Here is an 18,113-nt window from a genome sequence, read left to right as displayed (position 1 = left end):
GGACACCTCCAATCCAACGCGGGGTCACATTTCGCCCTTCCGGACCGCCGGATGGGGCGATAAGTGACCCCGCGTTGCAGTGATGGAGGCTAGCCGGCGAAGAAGTCGCTCAGTTCGGTGATGAGCTTGTCCGGTGCGCGGAGGACACCGTCGTGGCCGGCCCCGTGCAGGATGGTGTAGCTGGAGCCGGACAGGACATCGTGTATCTGGCCGCAGGCAACACCGAAGTACGCCGGGCTCTTCTCGCCCACAATAATCAGCGTTTCCAGGGGCAGTTCCAGGAACGGCTCGGCCGGCATGTCCGCGGCGATGATCGCCTTGATTTCCCGGACCCCGGTGCGCATCAGTTCGCGCATCTGCTTGCCCACGTGGGTGCCGGCGGTGAGCTTGTTGGCGATGGTGAGCATGGACAGCGGCATGCGTGAGAAGGCGCCGGCCTCCAAGCCCTTGGTGAGCACGGCTAGGGCGCGGTCGTCGTCCCCGGCAGCCGTGGCGCGTTCGTATTCAGTGGTCCAGTCGGCCTTCACGCTGTGGTTCACGGACACGGCGGGGTCATACACGGCGAGCCGCTCCACCGGAAGGGTCCGGGCCGCGTGCAGGGCCACCGCGCCACCGAAGCTGTGGCCAAACACGTCCGTGCTGGACGTGTGTTTCATCACCGCGTCCAGGTCCCGGATGTCCGCGTCCAGGATGTAATCCTCGGCCTGCGGCGACGAAGAACCCCGGCCCCTGCGGTTGAACGTGTGCACCGGGCGACCCAAGGCGGCGCTGAGTTTCTGGGCGAACTTTGTATAGTCGGCGGCGGTCACCATGGAGGCCGGGACCACAACCACGCCGGAGCCGGCGGAGGCCAGTTCAGCACCCGTGGAGTAGAGCTCCAGCGTGCCGCCGTCGGGGGTCTTGATGTTCTCGCTCGTCATGATCCGAGCCTAGCCGAGCAACCTGCGGAATGCCTTAGCCCTTGAAGTATTCGGCGATGTCGGTGACGAGTTCCTTCACTGCGGCCGGGATGGAGCCGTGGAAGCCCTTGGGTGAGAGTTCGAACGTGCTCCCCGGGACGGCAGCATGAAGGCGCTGGGCCGTGACCTTGTAGTAGCTCGGGCTCTTGCCGCCCACCATAAAGTGCGTGTTGGCGGGAAGGACGGCGAAGTTCCTGACATGCTCGGCTTCGTCATACGCGGCGCGCAGTTCGCCCACGCCCGTGGGCATCAGCTCCCGGAGCATCTTGTTCACCTTCGTGCGGGAAACCACGGCCATCAGCCCTGCCAGGACCGGCTCGGGGACCTTTGAAAGTGCGGTGCCCGGCTGCATGCCATTTTTCATCCGGGCCATGGCATGCCCCACCTTGCCGGCGTTCACCGCGGCCTCGAAATCGTCCAGCCACGACATGTCGATGCTGCCGTCGATGTTGACCGCAGCATCGTAGACCGCCAGCTTGTCCGGTTCGTAGGGGGTGCCCGCGAACTCCTGGACGGCGTTCAGCGCCACCGACCCGCCCAGGCTGTGGCCCAGGACGTTGCGGGCGCCCGTCGCATCCATGACCGTACGGACATCGGCAATCTCCGTGGCCATGGAATAGTCGGCCGGCTGCTCGGTGGAGTTGCCCCTGCCCCGCCGGTCATAGACATCCACGGCCCACCCGTCGCCCAGCCCGTCGGCCAATGCCATCGAGAACGGCCGGTAGATCAGGGCGGTGAGGAATGCACCGCCGATGACCACCACCCGGCGCTCGCCCGGCGCATCCTCGGTTCCGTAGCTGTACAAAGCCAGCCTGCCGCCGTCGTGCGTGGGGACTTCCTGCTCTTTCACGCTCCCCATCCTAGGCGCGCCCCCAGGCACCCCACCGGCAAAGTGACCTACCGGCGCCTCCCTAGCTTCCGGACCTGGCCGTCGCTGCCGTTGATGAACCGGGCCATCCGCACGGCCAGCCCCTTGCCCGGGCGGATGGGTCCCTCGTGCAGCTGGCCGGGGACCACCTGGAAGCTGATGGACGGCACGGCGGCGGCCAGTTGCCGGCCGGTCTCGGCAAAGTACGCCGGACTCCAGCCGCCGCTGAGCATCAGGATGGGAGTGGTGAGGGCGGTGAAATTCTCCAGGTCGGCGTCCGCGTCCAGTACGGCGCGCATTTCGGTGACGGCCGTGGGCAGCAGTTGGCGCATCTCCGCACCCAGGTTGGTCCTGGCCGAGAGGATGCTCAGCATCCGCAGTGCGCCGAGCGGGAGGTAGGACAGCGGACCGGCCGTGGCCAGGCCCTGGACCAGGTGCGCCCAGGCGTGGTTGAGCTGGCCCGCGCTGACGGCATCCTCAAGCTCCGGCCGCCAGCGGTGGGTCAGGTTTCCGGACACGGACACGGCGGCGTCATACGTCACGAGACGGCCGATCGGCAGGGTCCGCGCGGCCTGCAGCGCCACGAAACCGCCATAGCTGTGGGCCACCACGTCCGCGGAACCGGTCTCGCGCATGACGGCCGCAAGGTCGCGGACCTCCGTCTTCACCGAATAGTCCTCCGGCTGCGGGGCTGACCCCGCCCTGCCGCGCCGGTTGTAGCAGTGCACCGGCCGGCCCAGCAGGACGCTGAGCTTCCGGGCAAAAGGCCGGTAGAGGGCGTCGGTTACCAAAGTTCCGTGGATGAGTACGACGCCGGGAGGTCCCGCCGTCGTCGGGTCCAGCCGCGCGGGGGTGCGGAAGGAGTGCACGTCGAGGCGCCCGCCGTCCTCCGCTTCAACTTTCCACGTCTCCACAGCCCGAGTCTATGCCTGGGCGTCCGCCGGGAGCCGGCGGCGCGAACTCCCGGTAAACTTGGGGATTGTGACTTCCCAAAACACCCCCACCCCAAAAAATGCCCCAGAGCCGCTCGACGCCAGCGAGCAGATGCGCATCCGCATGGACAAGCGTGCAAAGCTGATCGAGCGCGGCACCGAGGCATATCCGGTGGGTGTGGAACGCACGCATTCCCTCACGGAGATCCGCGAAAAGTACGCGCACCTTGAGGCTGACGACACCACGGGCGACGTTGTAGGCGTCACCGGCCGCGTGGTTTTTGTGCGCAATACCGGCAAGCTCTGCTTCGCCACGCTCCAGGAAGGCGGCGTTGACGGCAAGGGCACTCGGCTCCAGGCGATGCTCAGCCTGGCCAACGTGGGCGAGGAAGCGCTCGCGGACTGGAAGGCGCTGGTGGACCTCGGCGACCACGTGTTCATCAAGGGCGAAGTGATTTCCTCCCGCCGCGGCGAGCTGTCCGTGATGGCCGAGTCCTGGTCCATGGCTTCCAAGGCACTCCGTCCATTGCCGGTGCTGCACGCGGAACTGAACGAGGAAACCCGCGTCCGCCAGCGCTACGTGGACCTGATGGTGCGCGACGAAGCCCGGGAAATGGTCTACACCCGCGCCGCGATTACCCGTTCCATCCGCGAGAGCCTGCACCGCCACAGCTACGTCGAGGTGGAAACCCCCATCCTGCAGCTGGTCCACGGCGGCGCCCTGGCACGCCCGTTCGAGACGCACATGAACGCGTTCGACCAGAAAATGACCCTCCGCATTGCCACCGAGCTTTACCTCAAGCGTGCCGTTGTGGGCGGGATCGACCGCGTCTACGACATGGGCCGGGTCTTCCGCAACGAGGGCGTGGACTCCACCCACAGCCCCGAATTCACCACCCTTGAGTGCTACGAAGCCTGGGCGGACCAGTTCGTCATGGCCGAGCGCATCAAGGAGATCATCCTCGACGCCGCTGACGCCGTGGGTGTGGGCCGCACCCTCCAGACCGAAGCCGGCGAGATCAACCTCGACGGCGACTGGGCCTGGGTTTCGGTCTACCCCGGACTGTCCGACGCCGTTGGCCAGGAAGTCACGCCGGACACTTCGCTTGAGGTGCTGCGCCAAATCGCAGAAAAGCACGAGGTCAAGGTGGACCCGAAGTGGGACACCGAGAAGCTGGCCGTGGAGCTGTTCGGTGAAATTGTGGAACCCACGCTCCTGAACCCCACGTTTGTGTACGACTACCCGCCGTCTGCCCAGCCGCTGGCCCGCCCGCACCGTGAGGACGGCCGGCTGATCGAAGCCTGGGACCTCATCATCGGCGGCATGGAACGCGGCACGGCCTTCTCCGAGCTGATCGACCCCGTCATCCAGCGTGAGCGGCTGACGGAACAGTCGCGGCACGCTGCCGCGGGCGATGTCGAGGCCATGCAGCTGGACGAGGACTTCCTGCGGGCCCTCGAATACGGCGCGCCGCCCATGGGCGGCATCGGCTTGGGTATTGACCGGCTGGTGATGTTGTTCACCGGAGCCGGAATCCGCGAAACCATCCTTTTCCCGCTTCTGAAGCCCGAAGGCCACTAATCATGGAATATGTAGCCGTACTCCTGCCCTCGCTGGTGGTTGGCCTGCTTTTTTGGTTTGCCATGAAATCCATCTTCAATGCCGATAAGTCCGAGCGTAAGGCCGAAGCCCGGGCCCAGGCCGAGGCGGAATCGCGTTCCGCAGCGCCATTGAACGAACAGAACCCGGAAACGGACAAATAGCTCGAAGGAGCTTTCTGCGGGTTCCTGTGGATTTCCACAGGAACCATCCGACGCTTTGACGCGTTGCCATTAAGAGGTTCATACTTTTAATAGGAACATCCTCATTTTCTGACAACCGAACCTTTCCAAGAGGAAGACATATTTAATGGCACAGAAAGTAAACATCATCCTCGTCGATGATCTGGATGGGGGATCTGCGGACGAGAACGTCCGTTTTGGCCTCGATGGGGTCAGCTACGAAATCGATCTGTCCTCGGCCAACGCGGCCGAGCTCCGTTCTGCCCTGGAGCGCTTTGTTGCCGCCGGGCGCAAGGCCTCGGCCGGCAGAGCAACCCGCACCAAAGCGGTGGTAGGCCCCCGTACCAACGACTCCGCGCAGATCCGTCAATGGGCGCGGGATAACGGCTACACGGTTAACAGCCGCGGCCGAATTCAGGCTGAAATCCAGGAAGCCTACCAAAAGGCAAATTCCTGACCTGCGCCTCTCTGACGGCGTATTAGGCCCTGTCTTCACCTTCGGGTGGGGGCAGGGTTTTTTGATGCCAATTTTGAATGCGCAAGACGGACTTGGGTATGCGCAAAATCGTTGCTGACTAACAGCCTCCGGGCGTACCGTTGGGCTAATCGTCGCGCAATTTCCTTGGGATGAGCCGGCGATTCGGTTTGAGCCTTCGGTCTGGGACGCCCGCTCGAATTTGCCCACTCGAATGTATGCGTGGCGGGAGTGTGGAATGTCTGGAATTAGCGGGTCTCGGCGATTTACGGCAGTCCTGGCGGCACTCCTATTGTTATTGGCGGCACCGCTCGGTGCTCCGGCCTACGCGGACCCGAGCCGCGTGTCAGTCAGCGTCCTCCTGGATTCCCCGGAAGTCATGGTCCTAATCAACGACAGTTCGCCTCTGTCACGCCACCGGACATTGTGTATGAAGTGTTTGATGCGACCGGTGACGGCCAAGAGCCGGTGGACACCCAGACGGCTCCCGGGGGCTTCGGCGAAGTCGTTTCGTTCAATCTTGCAGACGGATACTACAAGATCAGGGCCACCGCCGACGGTTACCAGGAGAGCTGGCACACCTCATCATCGGGCCGCTACTCAGATTCCTTCCGGGAATTGCTCGGCTATCAGGAGCGGAAGACCTTCGAGACGGCGGACGCGATTGTGGTGGACTCCGTAACCGGCACGTCCAGCTGGACTTCCGCAGGCTGGACGGTGCTGCACCCCTCGGAGTCATCGATCTCCGGTGGAGTGGGCAACGACGTTTCGGCTCAGCAAGGATCCTTATTGGCGGACGTGGCGGTGGAACTCTACGACGCGGCAGCGCCGGATCCGGGGGCCGGGCGGGTCGCTTTCACCGAGACCGACGGCAACGGTTACTACACGTTCCAGGACGTCGCCCCCGGGGTCTACAAGGTGCGCTTCAAGGCCGGAAACGTTGAACGTTGGTGGCCCGAAACCCCTAACCGTGCCGAGGCGGAACCCATCACTCTCGATGGCGCCAACCACTTCAACCTTGCCTACGCCTTCTTCCTCGACACTCCTGCGGCTGTGGGTCCGTTGCACGTCCTGACCCTCGCGGGTGAACCTGCCGTTGGCGCCACTCTGACAGCGTCGACCGACTACGTTGAGGGTGGTTGGGGTCTTGAGGGTTGCCTGCACCGGTACAGCTGGTACGTCGGCGGCCAGCTGGTCGGAGGCGCGTTCGGACCCACGTTTGTGGTGCCTCTTGCGGCGGACGGGAAGTCCGTGACCGCGCGCCTGGACATCGCCGGCGTCGGATGCTCCTACACTGCCTTTGCGAGCAACGCCGTGGGGCCGGTGGATCCAGGCCTCACCATCAGTGGAGCGAACGTTGTGGTGGCGCCCGTGGACAACGACGGAAGGACCGATGTGGCCCTGAAATTCGCTGACGTGGGAACACCCGGCACCACCACTGTCACGCGGCTCGGGTCCGGAGATGCCTACCCCGACGGCGGATTCTCCTCGCTCACTAGCCGTCCGCTGTACTACGACATCGAAACCACCGCGGTCTTCAGCTCAACGCTCGGGGTCCTTGTCTGCATCACGTTCGACACCTTTGGCATGTCAGATGACCAGGCCGCGGGCCAGCATCTCTACCACTACGTGGGTGGGGCGTGGGCTGACATCACTGATACCGCACTCAGCGGAACTGGCAAAGTGTGCGGCCGGACCACTTCCTTCTCACCATTCGCCGTTGGCCAGCCGCGTTGGCCGTTCCGCGGGTTCCTGCAGCCGGTGGATAACGGCGGCACCCTGAACGCCATGAAGGCCGGCGCTGCCGCGCCAATCAAGTTCGGGGTCGGCGGGAACCGGGGGCTGGATATCCTGGCGGCGGGAGCGCCGTCGTCGTCCGCTATTGCCTGCCCGGGCGGCGCAGCCCTGGACGACATCGAGCAGACTATGGCCGCGGGAAGCAGTTCGCTGAGCTATGCGGCCGGCTCCGATACGTACACGTACGTGTGGAAAACCCAGAAAGCCTGGGCAGGAACGTGCCGGCAATTCACCCTGGGATTGAATGACGGAACAACTCACACGGCGCTGTTCGACTTCCGGAAGTAGCGCACTGATGCAGCCTCAAGGCTGACCCAACGCTGCCCATGCAACGCTGAGCGCTACCAGCGCGGCCAGCGCCAGCCACGTGCGGTGGATGTTCCACCGGGTCCACCGGCGTTCGAACGATTTCCTGGCGGCCGCGGCATCTCCGGACGCGGCCGCCAGGTCCAGAGCGTTATTCAAGGGGATGTTCACCCCGAAAGTGATGACCAGCGTTGCCGTATAGCAGGCGAGGGCCACAGACATAGGCAGCGCGCTGGCAAGGCCGTTGGCCCATGAAAAGGCTGCCGAGCCCGCCAAGGCGAGGAAGGCGCCGACGAAGCTCAACGCGAACACTGGATTCTGGATGGCGGTGTTGATCCGGGACATGGCGCTGACGAATGTCGCATCATCAGTGGCGCGCAGCCCCGGCATCACCGAGCAGGCGAAGGAGTAGTAAAGCCCCCCAATCCCGGCGAGGGCTACGGTCGCGGCGGTCATGAGCAGGGTGATGGCTTCCATGACTCTGGTCCTGTTCCGGGGCGGGCGCCCATATCGGTAGTTGTTTGGAAACGAGCAAAAACCCCTCATTCCTGACGCTACCTTCAGTATGGGTTTCAAAACCGCCTGTGTGTCCACCAGCCGGGCAGACCGATACGGGAACGAATGAAGTTGAGTGGCGCGCGTATGTCGGACGGTCAACGTCCTTGGTTCGATAGGACCATGGAAAACCACAAGCCCACCATGGCATCGAACTTGACGGACAACGGCACTATCCTGGTCATCGGCGGCACGGGCAAGACGGGGCGACGGGTCGCGGAGCGGCTGACGGATCTCGGCATTCCCGTCCGCATCGGATCACGCTCCGGAAGCCCGGCTTTTGACTGGGAAGACGCCGGCACCTGGGATGCGGCCCTCGACGGAATCACCAAGGCCTACGTCACCTATTACCCGGATCTTGCGTTCCCCGGTGTGTCCGAGTTGATTGCCGAGTTCGCTGCGGCAGCCGTGGCCCGCGGCGTCGAGAAAATCGTCCTGCTGTCCGGCCGCGGTGAGGACGGGGCTGTAGCCAGTGAGGAATCGGTCCGCAGGTCAGGCGCGGCCTGGACCGTCGTGCGATGCAACTGGTTCAACCAGAACTTTAACGAAAGCTTCTTCTTGGGCCCTGTGTTGGAAGGCGTTATCTCCATCCCGGCAGGAGATGCGGTGGAGCCCTTCGTGGACGCTGAGGACATCGCGGACGTCGCCGTTGCAGCCCTGACTCAATCCGGCCACGACGGCCAGGTTTACGAGCTCTCCGGGCCCCGGCTCTTGGGATTCCACGAAGTCGCCCGGGAGATCAGCGCTGCAACCGGCCGTGATGTGGTCTACAGCCCGGTGACGGCGGCGCAGTATGAAGCCATCCTGGCCAAGGAAGGGCTGCCCCGGGATTTTGTTGACCTATTCACTCTGATCCTCGACGGGCGCAACGCCACCCTGACTGACGGTGTGCAGCGCGCCTTGGGCCGCGAACCCAAGGACTTCCGTGAATTCGCACGTGAAGCCGCGGCCACAGGGGTATGGGCCGTCGCAGCGGAGCCGGTGGCACGCGCAGTTTCAGGCGTCAGTTGACGGAGCCGTACGAAGACTGTTCATTATCTGAACAGCAAAACGCATATTCGACGCTCTAGGATTTCCTTATGGATCCGTTGGCTGATTTTCTTGATGGGCCCCGGGCGCGGAACGCCTTCCTGCTGCAGGTAAAGATGTCTCCGCCGTGGTCCATCAGGGTGGAGGACGACGCGCCACTCACCGTAGTTGCCATGCTGGGCGGCTCGGCGTACTTCCTGCAAAAAGAGAGCGAACCACTGCTGCTGGAGCCTGGAACCGTTCTGCTGATCCGGGATCCTTCGGCGTATGTCCTCGCCGACAATCCTCACGAAAAGCCCCAATATTTCATCGGGGTGGACCAGACCTGCTCGGGATCCAACGGCGAGGATCTTGCCCAAGACCTCCGCACCGGGTTGCGGACGTGGGGCAATGATGCGGACGGCAGGGATGCCATGCTCGTAGGCACTTATCGAAGCAGTGGCGAAGTGGGGGACATTCTGCTGGCCTCCCTGCCACCGCATCTGCTCGTAGAGGCAGCCGATAGTCCGATCGTCACTGTACTGATGCAGGAGATCGGACGCGACGGCGTGGCCCAGGCCAGCGTCCTTGACCGGCTTCTGGACCTTCTGTTCATCGGCGCTGTCCGGACCTGGACCGCCCAGGATTCCAACGCCGAGCACAGTTGGCTCACAGCGGAGCGGGACCCCGCCGTTCAGCAGGCCATCCGCCTCATCCACAGCTCGCCGGAGAGGGCCTGGACGGTGGAATCCCTCGCAGGAAGCGTCGGGGTCTCCCGGGCGTCACTGGCGCGCCGCTTCCATGAACGTGTCGGCAAACCGCCCATGGCGTACCTGAACCAGTGGCGCCTTGCAAAGGCTGCTGACCTGATGAGCGATCTGCGGCTAACTCTCTCCGCCATCTCGCGCCAGGTGGGCTACGGAAGCCCCTTCAGTTTCAGCACTGCCTTTAAGAAACGGTACGGCGTAAGCCCCCAGGAATACCGACGGCGGCAACCGGCAGCCCCAACTTTGGAGACGCCGCGCGGCCGCTGACCGTTCAACGTGCACCTCTACCGCAGACTCGATGCCGGCCATTGAACGCGTCATGTTTCCCCTGTGGCGAACACGCTCCCCAATAGTGGGTCTGCCACGTAGCATCAAAGTACGTCGTAGCTAGGAGTGTGGCGAAATGTTTGAGCGATTTACGGACCGTGCCCGTCGCGTAGTTGTGCTTGCCCAAGAAGAGGCACGCATGCTGAACCACAATTACATTGGTACCGAACACATCCTCTTGGGTCTGATCCATGAAGGTGAAGGCGTTGCCGCCAAAGCTCTTGAGTCCTTGAGCATTTCGCTCGACGGCGTGCGCGAGCAGGTACAGGAGATCATCGGCCAGGGCCAGCAGGCCCCGTCCGGTCACATCCCCTTCACCCCGCGCGCCAAGAAGGTGCTGGAACTCTCGCTGCGCGAAGCCCTGCAGCTGGGCCACAACTACATCGGCACGGAGCACATCCTGCTGGGCCTCATCCGCGAGGGTGAAGGTGTTGCCGCCCAGGTGCTGGTCAAGCTTGGCGCAGACCTCAACCGCGTCCGCCAGCAGGTTATCCAGCTGCTCTCGGGATACCAGGGCAAGGAAACCACCGGCGCCGGCGTCGGTCCCGGCCAGCCCGAAGGCACTCCCGCCGGTTCCGTGGTCCTGGACCAGTTCGGCCGCAACCTCACCCAGGCTGCGCGCGAGAACAAGCTGGACCCGGTGATCGGACGCGAGTCCGAGATGGAACGCGTTATGCAGGTCCTTTCGCGCCGCACCAAGAACAACCCTGTCCTGATCGGTGAGCCCGGCGTCGGCAAGACCGCCGTTGTCGAAGGCCTCGCCCAGGCGATTGTCCGCGGCGACGTCCCGGAAACCATCAAGGACAAGCAGCTGTACACCCTGGACCTCGGTTCACTGGTGGCCGGCTCCCGGTACCGCGGTGACTTCGAAGAGCGCCTGAAGAAGGTCCTCAAGGAAATCCGCACCCGCGGCGACATCATCCTCTTCATCGACGAGATCCACACGCTTGTGGGTGCCGGTGCTGCTGAGGGTGCCATCGATGCTGCGTCCATCCTGAAGCCCATGCTGGCCCGCGGTGAACTGCAGACCATCGGTGCCACCACCCTGGATGAGTACCGCAAGCACATCGAGAAGGACGCGGCACTCGAGCGCCGTTTCCAGCCGATCCAGGTCAAGGAGCCCTCCGTCGCGCACGCGATCGAGATCCTCAAGGGCCTGCGTGACCGCTACGAGGCGCACCACCGCGTCACCATCACCGACGGCGCCCTCGCGTCGGCCGCGAACCTCGCCGAGCGCTATATCTCGGACCGCTTCCTGCCGGACAAGGCTATCGACCTGATCGATGAGGCCGGTGCCCGGTTGCGCATCCGCCGGATGACCGCTCCGCCGGAGCTGAAGGCCATGGATGAGCGGATTGCCAAGCTGAAGATGGAGAAGGAATCCGCCATCGACGCGCAGGACTTCGAAGGCGCCGCTTCGCTCCGGGACAAGGAGCAGAAGCTCATTACGGAGCGCTCCGAGAAGGAACGCCACTGGAAGTCCGGCGGCATGGATGACATTTCCGAGGTGGATGAGGATCTCATCGCCGAGGTATTGGCCAACTCCACCGGCATCCCGGTCTTCAAGCTGACCGAGGAAGAGTCCACGCGCCTGCTGAAGATGGAAGACGAACTGCACAAGCGTGTGGTGGGCCAGAATGAGGCCATCAGGTCCCTGTCCCAGGCAATCCGCCGTACCCGTGCAGGCCTGAAGGACCCCAAGCGTCCCGGCGGCTCGTTCATCTTCGCCGGCCCCACCGGCGTCGGCAAGACCGAGCTCGCCAAGGCCCTGGCCGAATTCCTGTTCGGTGACGAGGACGCCCTCATCACCCTGGACATGTCCGAGTACTCGGAGAAGCACACTGTTTCACGGCTCTTCGGTGCCCCTCCGGGCTATGTCGGCTACGAAGAGGGTGGCCAGCTCACCGAGAAGGTCCGCCGTCGTCCGTTCTCCGTGGTCCTGTTCGACGAAGTGGAGAAGGCGCACGCTGACCTCTTCAACTCACTCCTGCAGATCCTGGAAGACGGCCGCCTGACCGACTCCCAGGGCCGCGTGGTGGACTTCAAGAACACCGTGATCATCATGACCACCAACCTGGGCACCCGGGACATCTCCAAGAGCGTTGCCACCGGCTTCCAGTCCGGCACCGACACACAGACCGGCTACAACCGGATGCGCGCCCGTGTGACGGAAGAGCTCAAGCAGCACTTCCGTCCGGAGTTCCTGAACCGTGTGGATGACGTTGTGGTGTTCCCGCAGCTCACCCAGGACGAGATCATCGAGATCGTGGACATGTTCGTTGGCCGCCTGGAGAAGCGCCTCAAGGACAAGGACATGGGCATCGAGCTCACCACCGCGGCCAAGGTGCTCCTGGCGACCCGCGGCTACGATCCCGCCATGGGTGCCCGGCCGCTGCGCCGCACCATCCAGCGCGAGATCGAGGACCAGCTCTCCGAGAAGATCCTGTTCGGCGAGCTCCACGCCGGCGACATCGTTGTAGTGGACGTGGATGGCGAAGGCGACGACGCCAAGTTCACGTTCGCCGGCAACGCCAAGCCGCGCATCCCGGAGATCGCGCCGAGCGTCTAAGGCAAGACAGCAAAGGCCCCGCCCGCTCCCCAAAGGAGCAGGCGGGGCCTTTGCGTTGTTCGGGTCCTCGTCCATGCCATGACCCCGGCGCAGTCTGCGCAAGACACCAGGCCTTCAGCTATCCACCGTCGTCATGATTCTCGGCCTGGTCCTGGAGGACTGATCGTCGATACGTGCTTGGTGTGAATCCTAGGTACTTTTGGAAGTCGTTCGTCAGATGGGCATGATCGGTGTAGCCGAGTTCGGCAGCTATCGCCGCGAGGTCTGTCGCCGGGTCGGTCCGTGACCGGTCAGCGGCCTCTTGCAGGCGGCGCCTCCGGATGAGCGCGGACGGGCTCAGGCCGATGTACTTCCGCGCTACCCGTTGCAGGGTTCTCGGCGAAACAAACAGACGCGCGGCAACGTCTTCAATGCGGGTCACGTCGGCGCATGTTCCGATCATGTCCATCATCGCGTTGGCAAGGATGCCTTCCTCGGACACCCCTGGACTCTGCGTTACCAGCCAGCCAGTGAAAGCCTCCACCGCGCGTTGTCGACGTTCCCGTGGATCAGTTCCCCTCATCGCCTCCGACACTGAGGCATGCAGATCCGCGAGCGGTAGTGGCAGCTGGGAATCCCGCAGGCTCCCCGGATCATCCGTGAAACGTGGAACCAGCGCGGGACACAGGAGGGCCCCAACCGCCCAGCCCCGGCCCGTGAGATCGCGATGCGATCGACGGGTTGTTGGGCCTGCGAACTCAACGAGATCCTTTTGGACCACAAGGTTGGACGCCGGGAACGCGATCACGTGCTGGCGGGACGTGTGCCCTGGCTCAATGTCCCACTCGGGGATCCAAAACCACTGCACCAGGTTCGTGACGCACTCAGGCGCGGGCACACGGTGAAATGTGGGGAGCCGGGCCGGGTAGAGGATTCCCTTGAACGAACCCACCATGGGAGGACACTCCTTATCCAGGCTGTCGCAATTCTCCAAGCCGCTGAGCCGACCTGTGCGTACCGTAAGATCCATGACTGATACTACAAGCCCCGAACTGACCAACGCCGCCGATGGCAAGCACACGAAATCCGGTATCCCGCACGGCTTCACGAGCCTCACGCCGTTCCTTGCGATCCCTTCTGCCAAGGAGGCGATCACCTTCTACCAGGACGTCTTCGGCGCGCGCACAGTAAATGTCACCGAGATCGGCGGAATCGTCGTCCACGCCGAACTGGACTTCGGTCAGGGGCGACTCCAAATTGGAGAGCCCAACCCGGACTACCACCTCGTTCCGGCGCCGAACGGCGACGATGATTGCTACTCCATCGGTTTCTACTGCGCCGACGCGGACGCTCTTATTGCGCGCGCCGAGCGGATAGGGGCTACCGTTCGGGAGCCGCTGTCCACATTTGTCTCGGGAGACCGATTCGCTAGCATCCGGGACCCCTACGGTGTGCGCTGGTCCATCATGACTCGGGTGGAGGACCTCTCCGAAGAGGAAAGCACCCAGCGCGTCGCCAACTGGGCCGCCAAGCAAGGCTGAGCTCTCGCTTTACCCTCCCTCCCGCTGGTGAGTCCGGCGTCGAGCAGCAGACATTTGCCGGCGCCTGCTCCTTCGTCGCTTTGACGGCGCCTACACAAATGCCTGATGCTCGACGCCTCGTGCGTTGGTACGGGAGCGCCCAAACCAGCGGGGCTGCCACCGTAGGATTATGGGGTGACCGACTCTGACTCCTTCCATATCCGTTCTGCACGTACCAGTGACGTGGCCGCCATCAAGCGCCTTGTAGCGCCGCTGGCGGAGCAACGGATCCTCATGGCGAAAGAGACGGTTGCCTATTACGAGAGCCTCCAGGAGTTCCGGATCGCCGAAGCCGACGACGGCGAGGTCATCGGCTGCGGGGCCCTGCACGTTATGTGGGAGGACCTCGCAGAAGTCCGCACGCTGGCCGCATCGGACGCGTGGCGCGGCAAGGGCGTAGGGCACGTGCTGGTGGAAAGCCTGCTGGCCGAGGCCCGTGAACTGGGTGTGGCCCGGGTCTTCTGCCTTACGTTCGAGGTAGATTTTTTCAAGCGCCACGGCTTCGAGGTCATGGCCGACCAGACGGCCGTGGACCCTGTGGTCTACTCCGAGCTGCTGCGTTCCCATGACGAAGGCGTTGCCGAGTTCCTGGACCTGGCGCGGGTCAAGCCCAACACCCTGGGCAACACCCGCATGATCAAGACCCTCTAGGCACCCCCAATCACCCTGCCGCGGACAATAGCGGCAAGAAGTCACCCTGTGACATAAATAGCTTTATATCGAATTGATGGATAAACTAACAGGGTTGCAGTGTGGGGCCTGCCGTAAGGGACAGTCATTGGGGGCTGTCCCTTACCGCTTCCGCCGCATCGTCGCAGGCTACCGGACTTCAGGCGGCGGTAGTAGGGTCAAAGTGCATCCTCCAGGAAGCACCCACACCCCAGGAGTTCTGCCATGAAAAAGCTCATCAATGATCCTCGTTCCGTGGTTGACGAATCCGTCGAAGGATTCGGTCTGGCCCACGCGGGACTCGTCACCGTCACTGCCGATCCGAAGTACGTCACGCGCAAAGACGCGCCGGTGGCAGGGAAGGTCGGACTCGTTTCTGGCGGGGGAAGCGGCCACGAGCCACTCCACGCCGGATTTGTCGGGCTGGGAATGCTCGACGCCGCCGTGCCGGGGGCGGTGTTCACCTCGCCGACGCCGGACCAGATTCTTCCGGCGACGCTCGCCGTTAACTCGGGCGCTGGCGTCGTCCATATCGTGAAGAACTACACCGGCGACGTCCTGAACTTTGAGACCGCAGCGGAACTGGCGCAGGCCGAAGGTGTGGACATCCGCACGGTCCTGGTGAATGACGACGTCGCGGTGGAGGACTCCCTGTATACCGCAGGCCGGCGCGGAGTGGGCGGCACCGTTCTGGTGGAGAAAATCGCCGGCGCCGCGGCTGAGCGGGGCGATAGCCTCGATGCCGTGGCCGCGATCGGTGACCGCGTCAACAGCAACGTCCGCACCATGGGGGTTGCGCTGTCCGCGTGCACAGTACCGCATGCGGGAACGCCCAGTTTCGACCTGGCGGATGATGAGATCGAGATCGGCATCGGCATCCATGGCGAGCCCGGCCGGCACAAAATCCCGATGGAGAACGCTGACGGCATCACGGACCGCCTGCTGGACCCGGTCCTCAGCGACCTGGGCATCACCGGCGGCGAGAAAGTACTGCTGTTCGTCAACGGCATGGGCGGAACCCCCCTGAGCGAGCTGTACATCGTCTACCGCCGCGCTGCACAGGTGATCGCAGAACGGGGGGCCGCCGTCGAACGCTCGCTGGTAGGGAACTACATCACGTCCCTGGAAATGCAGGGCTGCTCCATCTCGGTGCTCCGGCTCGACGATGAGCTGACGCAGCTGTGGGACGCTCCGGTGCACACCGCAGCCCTGCGTTGGGGCGTGTAACCGTGGTGCTGGACGTGAAATGGGCCGTCAGATGGCTGACTCTCTGCGCCCAGGCCATGGCGGAAAACCGGGTGTGGCTCATCGAACTCGACCGTGCGATCGGGGACTCGGACCACGGCGAGAACATGGACCGCGGCTTCCAGGCGGTGCTGGAGAAACTGGCTGAAGCGCAGCCTGAGACGCCCGGCGCGGCCCTGAAGCTGACTGCCATGACCCTGATGTCCAAGGTGGGCGGCGCCGCGGGACCCTTGTACGGAACCGCGTTCCTGCGCGCCTCCACCGCTTTGGGCGATGCCGCCGAGATTGATCCGGGGCGGCTCGCCGACGCGCTCGTGGCTGCCCGCGATGGGATCGTGGCCAGGGGTAAGGCCGAGTCCGGCGACAAGACCATGGTTGATGCCTGGACCCCCGCCGCGGAGGCTGCGCAGGCCGCCGCGGCGGACGGCGCAGGCACCGTCCTTGGAGTTCTGGTCGCAGCCGCTGAGGCGGCTGAGGCCGGCGCAGTGGCCACCGAGCCCCTGGTCGCCCGCAAGGGCCGCGCCAGTTATCTGGGGGAGCGGAGCGCGGGCCACCGCGATCCGGGCGCCGCCTCCAGCGCCCTCATTCTGCGGGCCGCCGTTGGGGCCGCAGCGTGACGGTGCGCCTGGTGGTGGTGTCCCATAGCGAGAAAATAGCCGACGGCGCCGTGGAGCTTGCCGCCCAGATGGCGCCCGACGTCGTCATCCTCGCCGCCGGGGGCACCGCCGACGGCAGGATCGGAACGAGCCTGGAAAAAGTCATGTCTGCCCTGGACAAGGCGGCCGGCGGCGATGGCGTGGTGGTCCTGACGGACCTGGGATCTGCAGTGATGACGGCGGAATCGGCCCTGGAGCTCGTGGAGGAGCCAGCCGGCGTGCTCCTGGCGGACGCGCCCCTGGTGGAAGGCCTCGTGGCTGCCGCCGTGGCCGCACAGGGCGGCGCCGACGTGAAGGCAGTCAAACGTGCCGCCGAAGCGGTCTACGGATTGGGACCGGAGGTGGCGGCCGCTTCGCGGGTGCTCGCCGAAAGCACCGTGGCTGAAGGGTCCGTCACCGGTTCAGGGCCGGACTTCACCGGCGACTTCGAACTGGTGAATGAGGCCGGCATGCACGCCCGCCCGGCCGCCAAGATCGCGGGCGGTCTGGCGTCCCTCAACGCCGAGGTCACGGTCAACGGCGTGGATGGCGCGTCAATGACATCCCTGATGACCCTGGCGGCAGGCAAGGGATCCTTGCTCCATATCGAGGCTTGGGGGCCCGACGCCGAGCGTGCCCTGAACTACGTCGGCGGCCTGGTGCAGGCAGGCTTTGGCGAGCCGTAGGCCGTAGCCTGAGTTGCCTATTTTACCTGGCGGCTGCGGCCCAGACTAAAGGACCGCTTGTCCACGAGCAGGTAAGTGCCGGCTCCCATCAGCAGGAAACCGCCGACGCCGACCGCGATGATCTGCGTGCTGACCCCGACAATAAGCAACACCAGCCCGATCAGGCATGCGATGGCACCGAGGTAGATATGGCGCCCAAACCTGAGGCCCACGGAGCCGGTCGAGAGTTCCTCGGCGAGCCTCGGATCGTCTGCCGCCAGGCCCAATTCCAGCTCCTCGAGCTGTTTCCGCTCCCTATCTGAAAGTGGCATCCTTACCCCTTTCCGGCGGGGAACCTGTGCTAAATCCAACGTTGCCGATGCTGGTAATACAGACCGTAGGAGTGTCCTGAGTGGAAGTCAAGGGCGGGGTTTGGCGGGGCTTATTTGTCGCCAGCTAGGGCGGTCAAACGGCTTGTCGCAGTCCCTCGGCGTCGAGAATCACCGAAGCCGTGACGAACCTCCCGCAATGCTCACCGTAGGGATACGCGCCGCGGGGCCGGAAATCCAAGGTGCGCACAGGGAGGGCGGATCCGCCAGCCGAAGTACCCGTGGCGGTCAGCGCCATCGGGGCCTCCGTGAGGGACTCAAGCATCAGCATCCCGATCATGGTCCCGTCCGGGGAAGCCGTGGCAGAGCAGACCCCGTCCGGTGCGCAGCCTTGGTCGATCGAGGCAGTGCCGGGAAAAAGCTCGACGGCGGCTTCCTTACAGACACCGTCCTGGCAGGCCTTCAGGCGCAACGACCCCACCTGCGCCACGTACTCCCGCGCCACTGTCACCGAGACGGCAGTGGCCTGGGCGATGGCAGGGCACGGCGGCGGGACGGGGTAGTAGTAGTAGTAGCAGCCGGAGGTGAGAACCGCCGTCGTCATCAGTGCCAGAAGTACCCCGGGCTTGCCCATACTTCAGCGTAAATCCGGAGCCGGAAGCCCGC

General features: G+C 64.3%; 19 protein-coding genes. 12 read left to right on the top strand and 7 right to left on the bottom strand.

The genetic code is table 11. From position 1 onward, the window contains the following. Positions 1-89 precede the first annotated feature (89 nt). From AU252_RS08835 to AU252_RS08825, 3 genes are read right to left on the bottom strand one after another with little or no spacing between them, the layout of a single operon-like run. Positions 90-920: an alpha/beta fold hydrolase gene (locus AU252_RS08835; protein ID WP_058930391.1), complete on the bottom strand. Its 831-nt coding sequence runs from the start codon at positions 918-920 to the stop codon at positions 90-92. 34 nt (positions 921-954) lie between these two features. Beyond that, positions 955-1,818 carry an alpha/beta fold hydrolase gene (locus AU252_RS08830; RefSeq protein WP_430929473.1) on the bottom strand — a complete coding sequence of 288 codons (864 nt, stop codon included), beginning with the start codon at positions 1,816-1,818 and terminating at the stop codon, positions 955-957. A gap of 38 nt (positions 1,819-1,856) precedes the next feature. Beyond that, on the bottom strand, positions 1,857-2,741 hold the full coding sequence (locus tag AU252_RS08825) for an alpha/beta fold hydrolase (protein WP_058930389.1): 885 nt from the start codon (positions 2,739-2,741) through the stop codon (positions 1,857-1,859). Positions 2,742-2,808: 67 nt separating this feature from the next. On the opposite strand from AU252_RS08825, the gene lysS reads away from it, so the two are divergent. From lysS to AU252_RS08805, 4 genes are all read left to right on the top strand, one after another. Then, positions 2,809-4,341, top strand: a complete 1,533-nt coding sequence (gene lysS, locus AU252_RS08820; protein ID WP_058930388.1) for a lysine--tRNA ligase — start codon at positions 2,809-2,811, stop codon at positions 4,339-4,341. A 2-nt stretch (positions 4,342-4,343) separates the two neighbouring features. Next, positions 4,344-4,523 (top strand): hypothetical protein, encoded by a 180-nt coding sequence (locus AU252_RS08815; protein ID WP_058930387.1) that lies wholly within the window; start codon positions 4,344-4,346, stop codon positions 4,521-4,523. Between the two features lie 145 nt (positions 4,524-4,668). Then, the gene (locus AU252_RS08810) at positions 4,669-4,998 is read left to right on the top strand and encodes a histone-like nucleoid-structuring protein Lsr2 (protein WP_058930386.1); all 330 of its coding nucleotides are present in this window, start codon (positions 4,669-4,671) and stop codon (positions 4,996-4,998) included. Between the two features lie 453 nt (positions 4,999-5,451). Next, complete coding sequence (locus tag AU252_RS08805; protein WP_157768961.1) at positions 5,452-7,101, top strand: PxKF domain-containing protein; 1,650 nt, start codon at positions 5,452-5,454, stop codon at positions 7,099-7,101. 15 nt (positions 7,102-7,116) lie between these two features. Here the strand turns inward: AU252_RS08805 and AU252_RS08800 are convergent, their stop codons facing one another. Beyond that, a complete protein-coding gene (locus AU252_RS08800; protein WP_058930384.1) occupies positions 7,117-7,596 on the bottom strand; it encodes a DUF1772 domain-containing protein in 480 nt (159 codons plus the stop codon). A 222-nt stretch (positions 7,597-7,818) separates the two neighbouring features. On the opposite strand from AU252_RS08800, the gene AU252_RS08795 reads away from it, so the two are divergent. The 3 genes from AU252_RS08795 (at position 7,819) to AU252_RS08785 (ending at position 12,345) form a co-directional block, all read left to right on the top strand. Then, the gene (locus AU252_RS08795) at positions 7,819-8,685 is read left to right on the top strand and encodes an NmrA family transcriptional regulator (protein ID WP_058932845.1); all 867 of its coding nucleotides are present in this window, start codon (positions 7,819-7,821) and stop codon (positions 8,683-8,685) included. Positions 8,686-8,753: 68 nt separating this feature from the next. Continuing rightward, positions 8,754-9,716, top strand: a complete 963-nt coding sequence (locus AU252_RS08790) for an AraC family transcriptional regulator (protein WP_058930383.1) — start codon at positions 8,754-8,756, stop codon at positions 9,714-9,716. A 136-nt stretch (positions 9,717-9,852) separates the two neighbouring features. Beyond that, positions 9,853-12,345 (top strand): ATP-dependent Clp protease ATP-binding subunit, encoded by a 2,493-nt coding sequence (locus tag AU252_RS08785; protein ID WP_058930382.1) that lies wholly within the window; start codon positions 9,853-9,855, stop codon positions 12,343-12,345. Positions 12,346-12,463: 118 nt separating this feature from the next. Here the strand turns inward: AU252_RS08785 and AU252_RS08780 are convergent, their stop codons facing one another. After that, positions 12,464-13,279, bottom strand: coding sequence for a helix-turn-helix transcriptional regulator (locus tag AU252_RS08780; protein WP_058930381.1), 816 nt, complete (start codon positions 13,277-13,279; stop codon positions 12,464-12,466). Positions 13,280-13,352: 73 nt separating this feature from the next. Between AU252_RS08780 and AU252_RS08775 the strand changes: the two genes are divergently transcribed. From AU252_RS08775 to dhaM, 5 genes are all read left to right on the top strand, one after another. Next, positions 13,353-13,865 carry a VOC family protein gene (locus AU252_RS08775; RefSeq protein ID WP_058930380.1) on the top strand — a complete coding sequence of 171 codons (513 nt, stop codon included), beginning with the start codon at positions 13,353-13,355 and terminating at the stop codon, positions 13,863-13,865. A 174-nt stretch (positions 13,866-14,039) separates the two neighbouring features. Next, positions 14,040-14,555 (top strand): amino-acid N-acetyltransferase, encoded by a 516-nt coding sequence (locus AU252_RS08770; protein WP_058930379.1) that lies wholly within the window; start codon positions 14,040-14,042, stop codon positions 14,553-14,555. A gap of 243 nt (positions 14,556-14,798) precedes the next feature. Next, entirely contained in the window at positions 14,799-15,800 is a 1,002-nt protein-coding gene (dhaK, locus tag AU252_RS08765; protein ID WP_056347780.1) for a dihydroxyacetone kinase subunit DhaK, read from the top strand. A 2-nt stretch (positions 15,801-15,802) separates the two neighbouring features. Then, positions 15,803-16,435 carry a dihydroxyacetone kinase subunit DhaL gene (dhaL, locus tag AU252_RS08760; RefSeq protein WP_058930378.1) on the top strand — a complete coding sequence of 211 codons (633 nt, stop codon included), beginning with the start codon at positions 15,803-15,805 and terminating at the stop codon, positions 16,433-16,435. Beyond that, on the top strand, positions 16,432-17,139 hold the full coding sequence (gene dhaM, locus AU252_RS08755; RefSeq protein ID WP_056347785.1) for a dihydroxyacetone kinase phosphoryl donor subunit DhaM: 708 nt from the start codon (positions 16,432-16,434) through the stop codon (positions 17,137-17,139). The genes dhaL and dhaM overlap by 4 nt, the downstream gene beginning before the upstream one ends. A gap of 17 nt (positions 17,140-17,156) precedes the next feature. On the opposite strand, the gene AU252_RS08750 is transcribed toward dhaM, so the two are convergent. Further along, positions 17,157-17,450 carry a DUF3040 domain-containing protein gene (locus AU252_RS08750; RefSeq protein WP_058930377.1) on the bottom strand — a complete coding sequence of 98 codons (294 nt, stop codon included), beginning with the start codon at positions 17,448-17,450 and terminating at the stop codon, positions 17,157-17,159. A 133-nt stretch (positions 17,451-17,583) separates the two neighbouring features. Next, positions 17,584-18,081, bottom strand: a complete 498-nt coding sequence (locus AU252_RS24495; RefSeq protein WP_058930376.1) for a hypothetical protein — start codon at positions 18,079-18,081, stop codon at positions 17,584-17,586. Between the last annotated feature and the right edge of the window lie 32 nt (positions 18,082-18,113).

It is taken from the genome of Pseudarthrobacter sulfonivorans (assembly GCF_001484605.1).
GTDB lineage: Bacteria > Actinomycetota > Actinomycetes > Actinomycetales > Micrococcaceae > Arthrobacter > Arthrobacter sulfonivorans_A.
The sequence above is the reverse complement of the archived record's forward strand: the minus strand, read 5'-3'. Positions and strand labels throughout refer to the sequence as shown.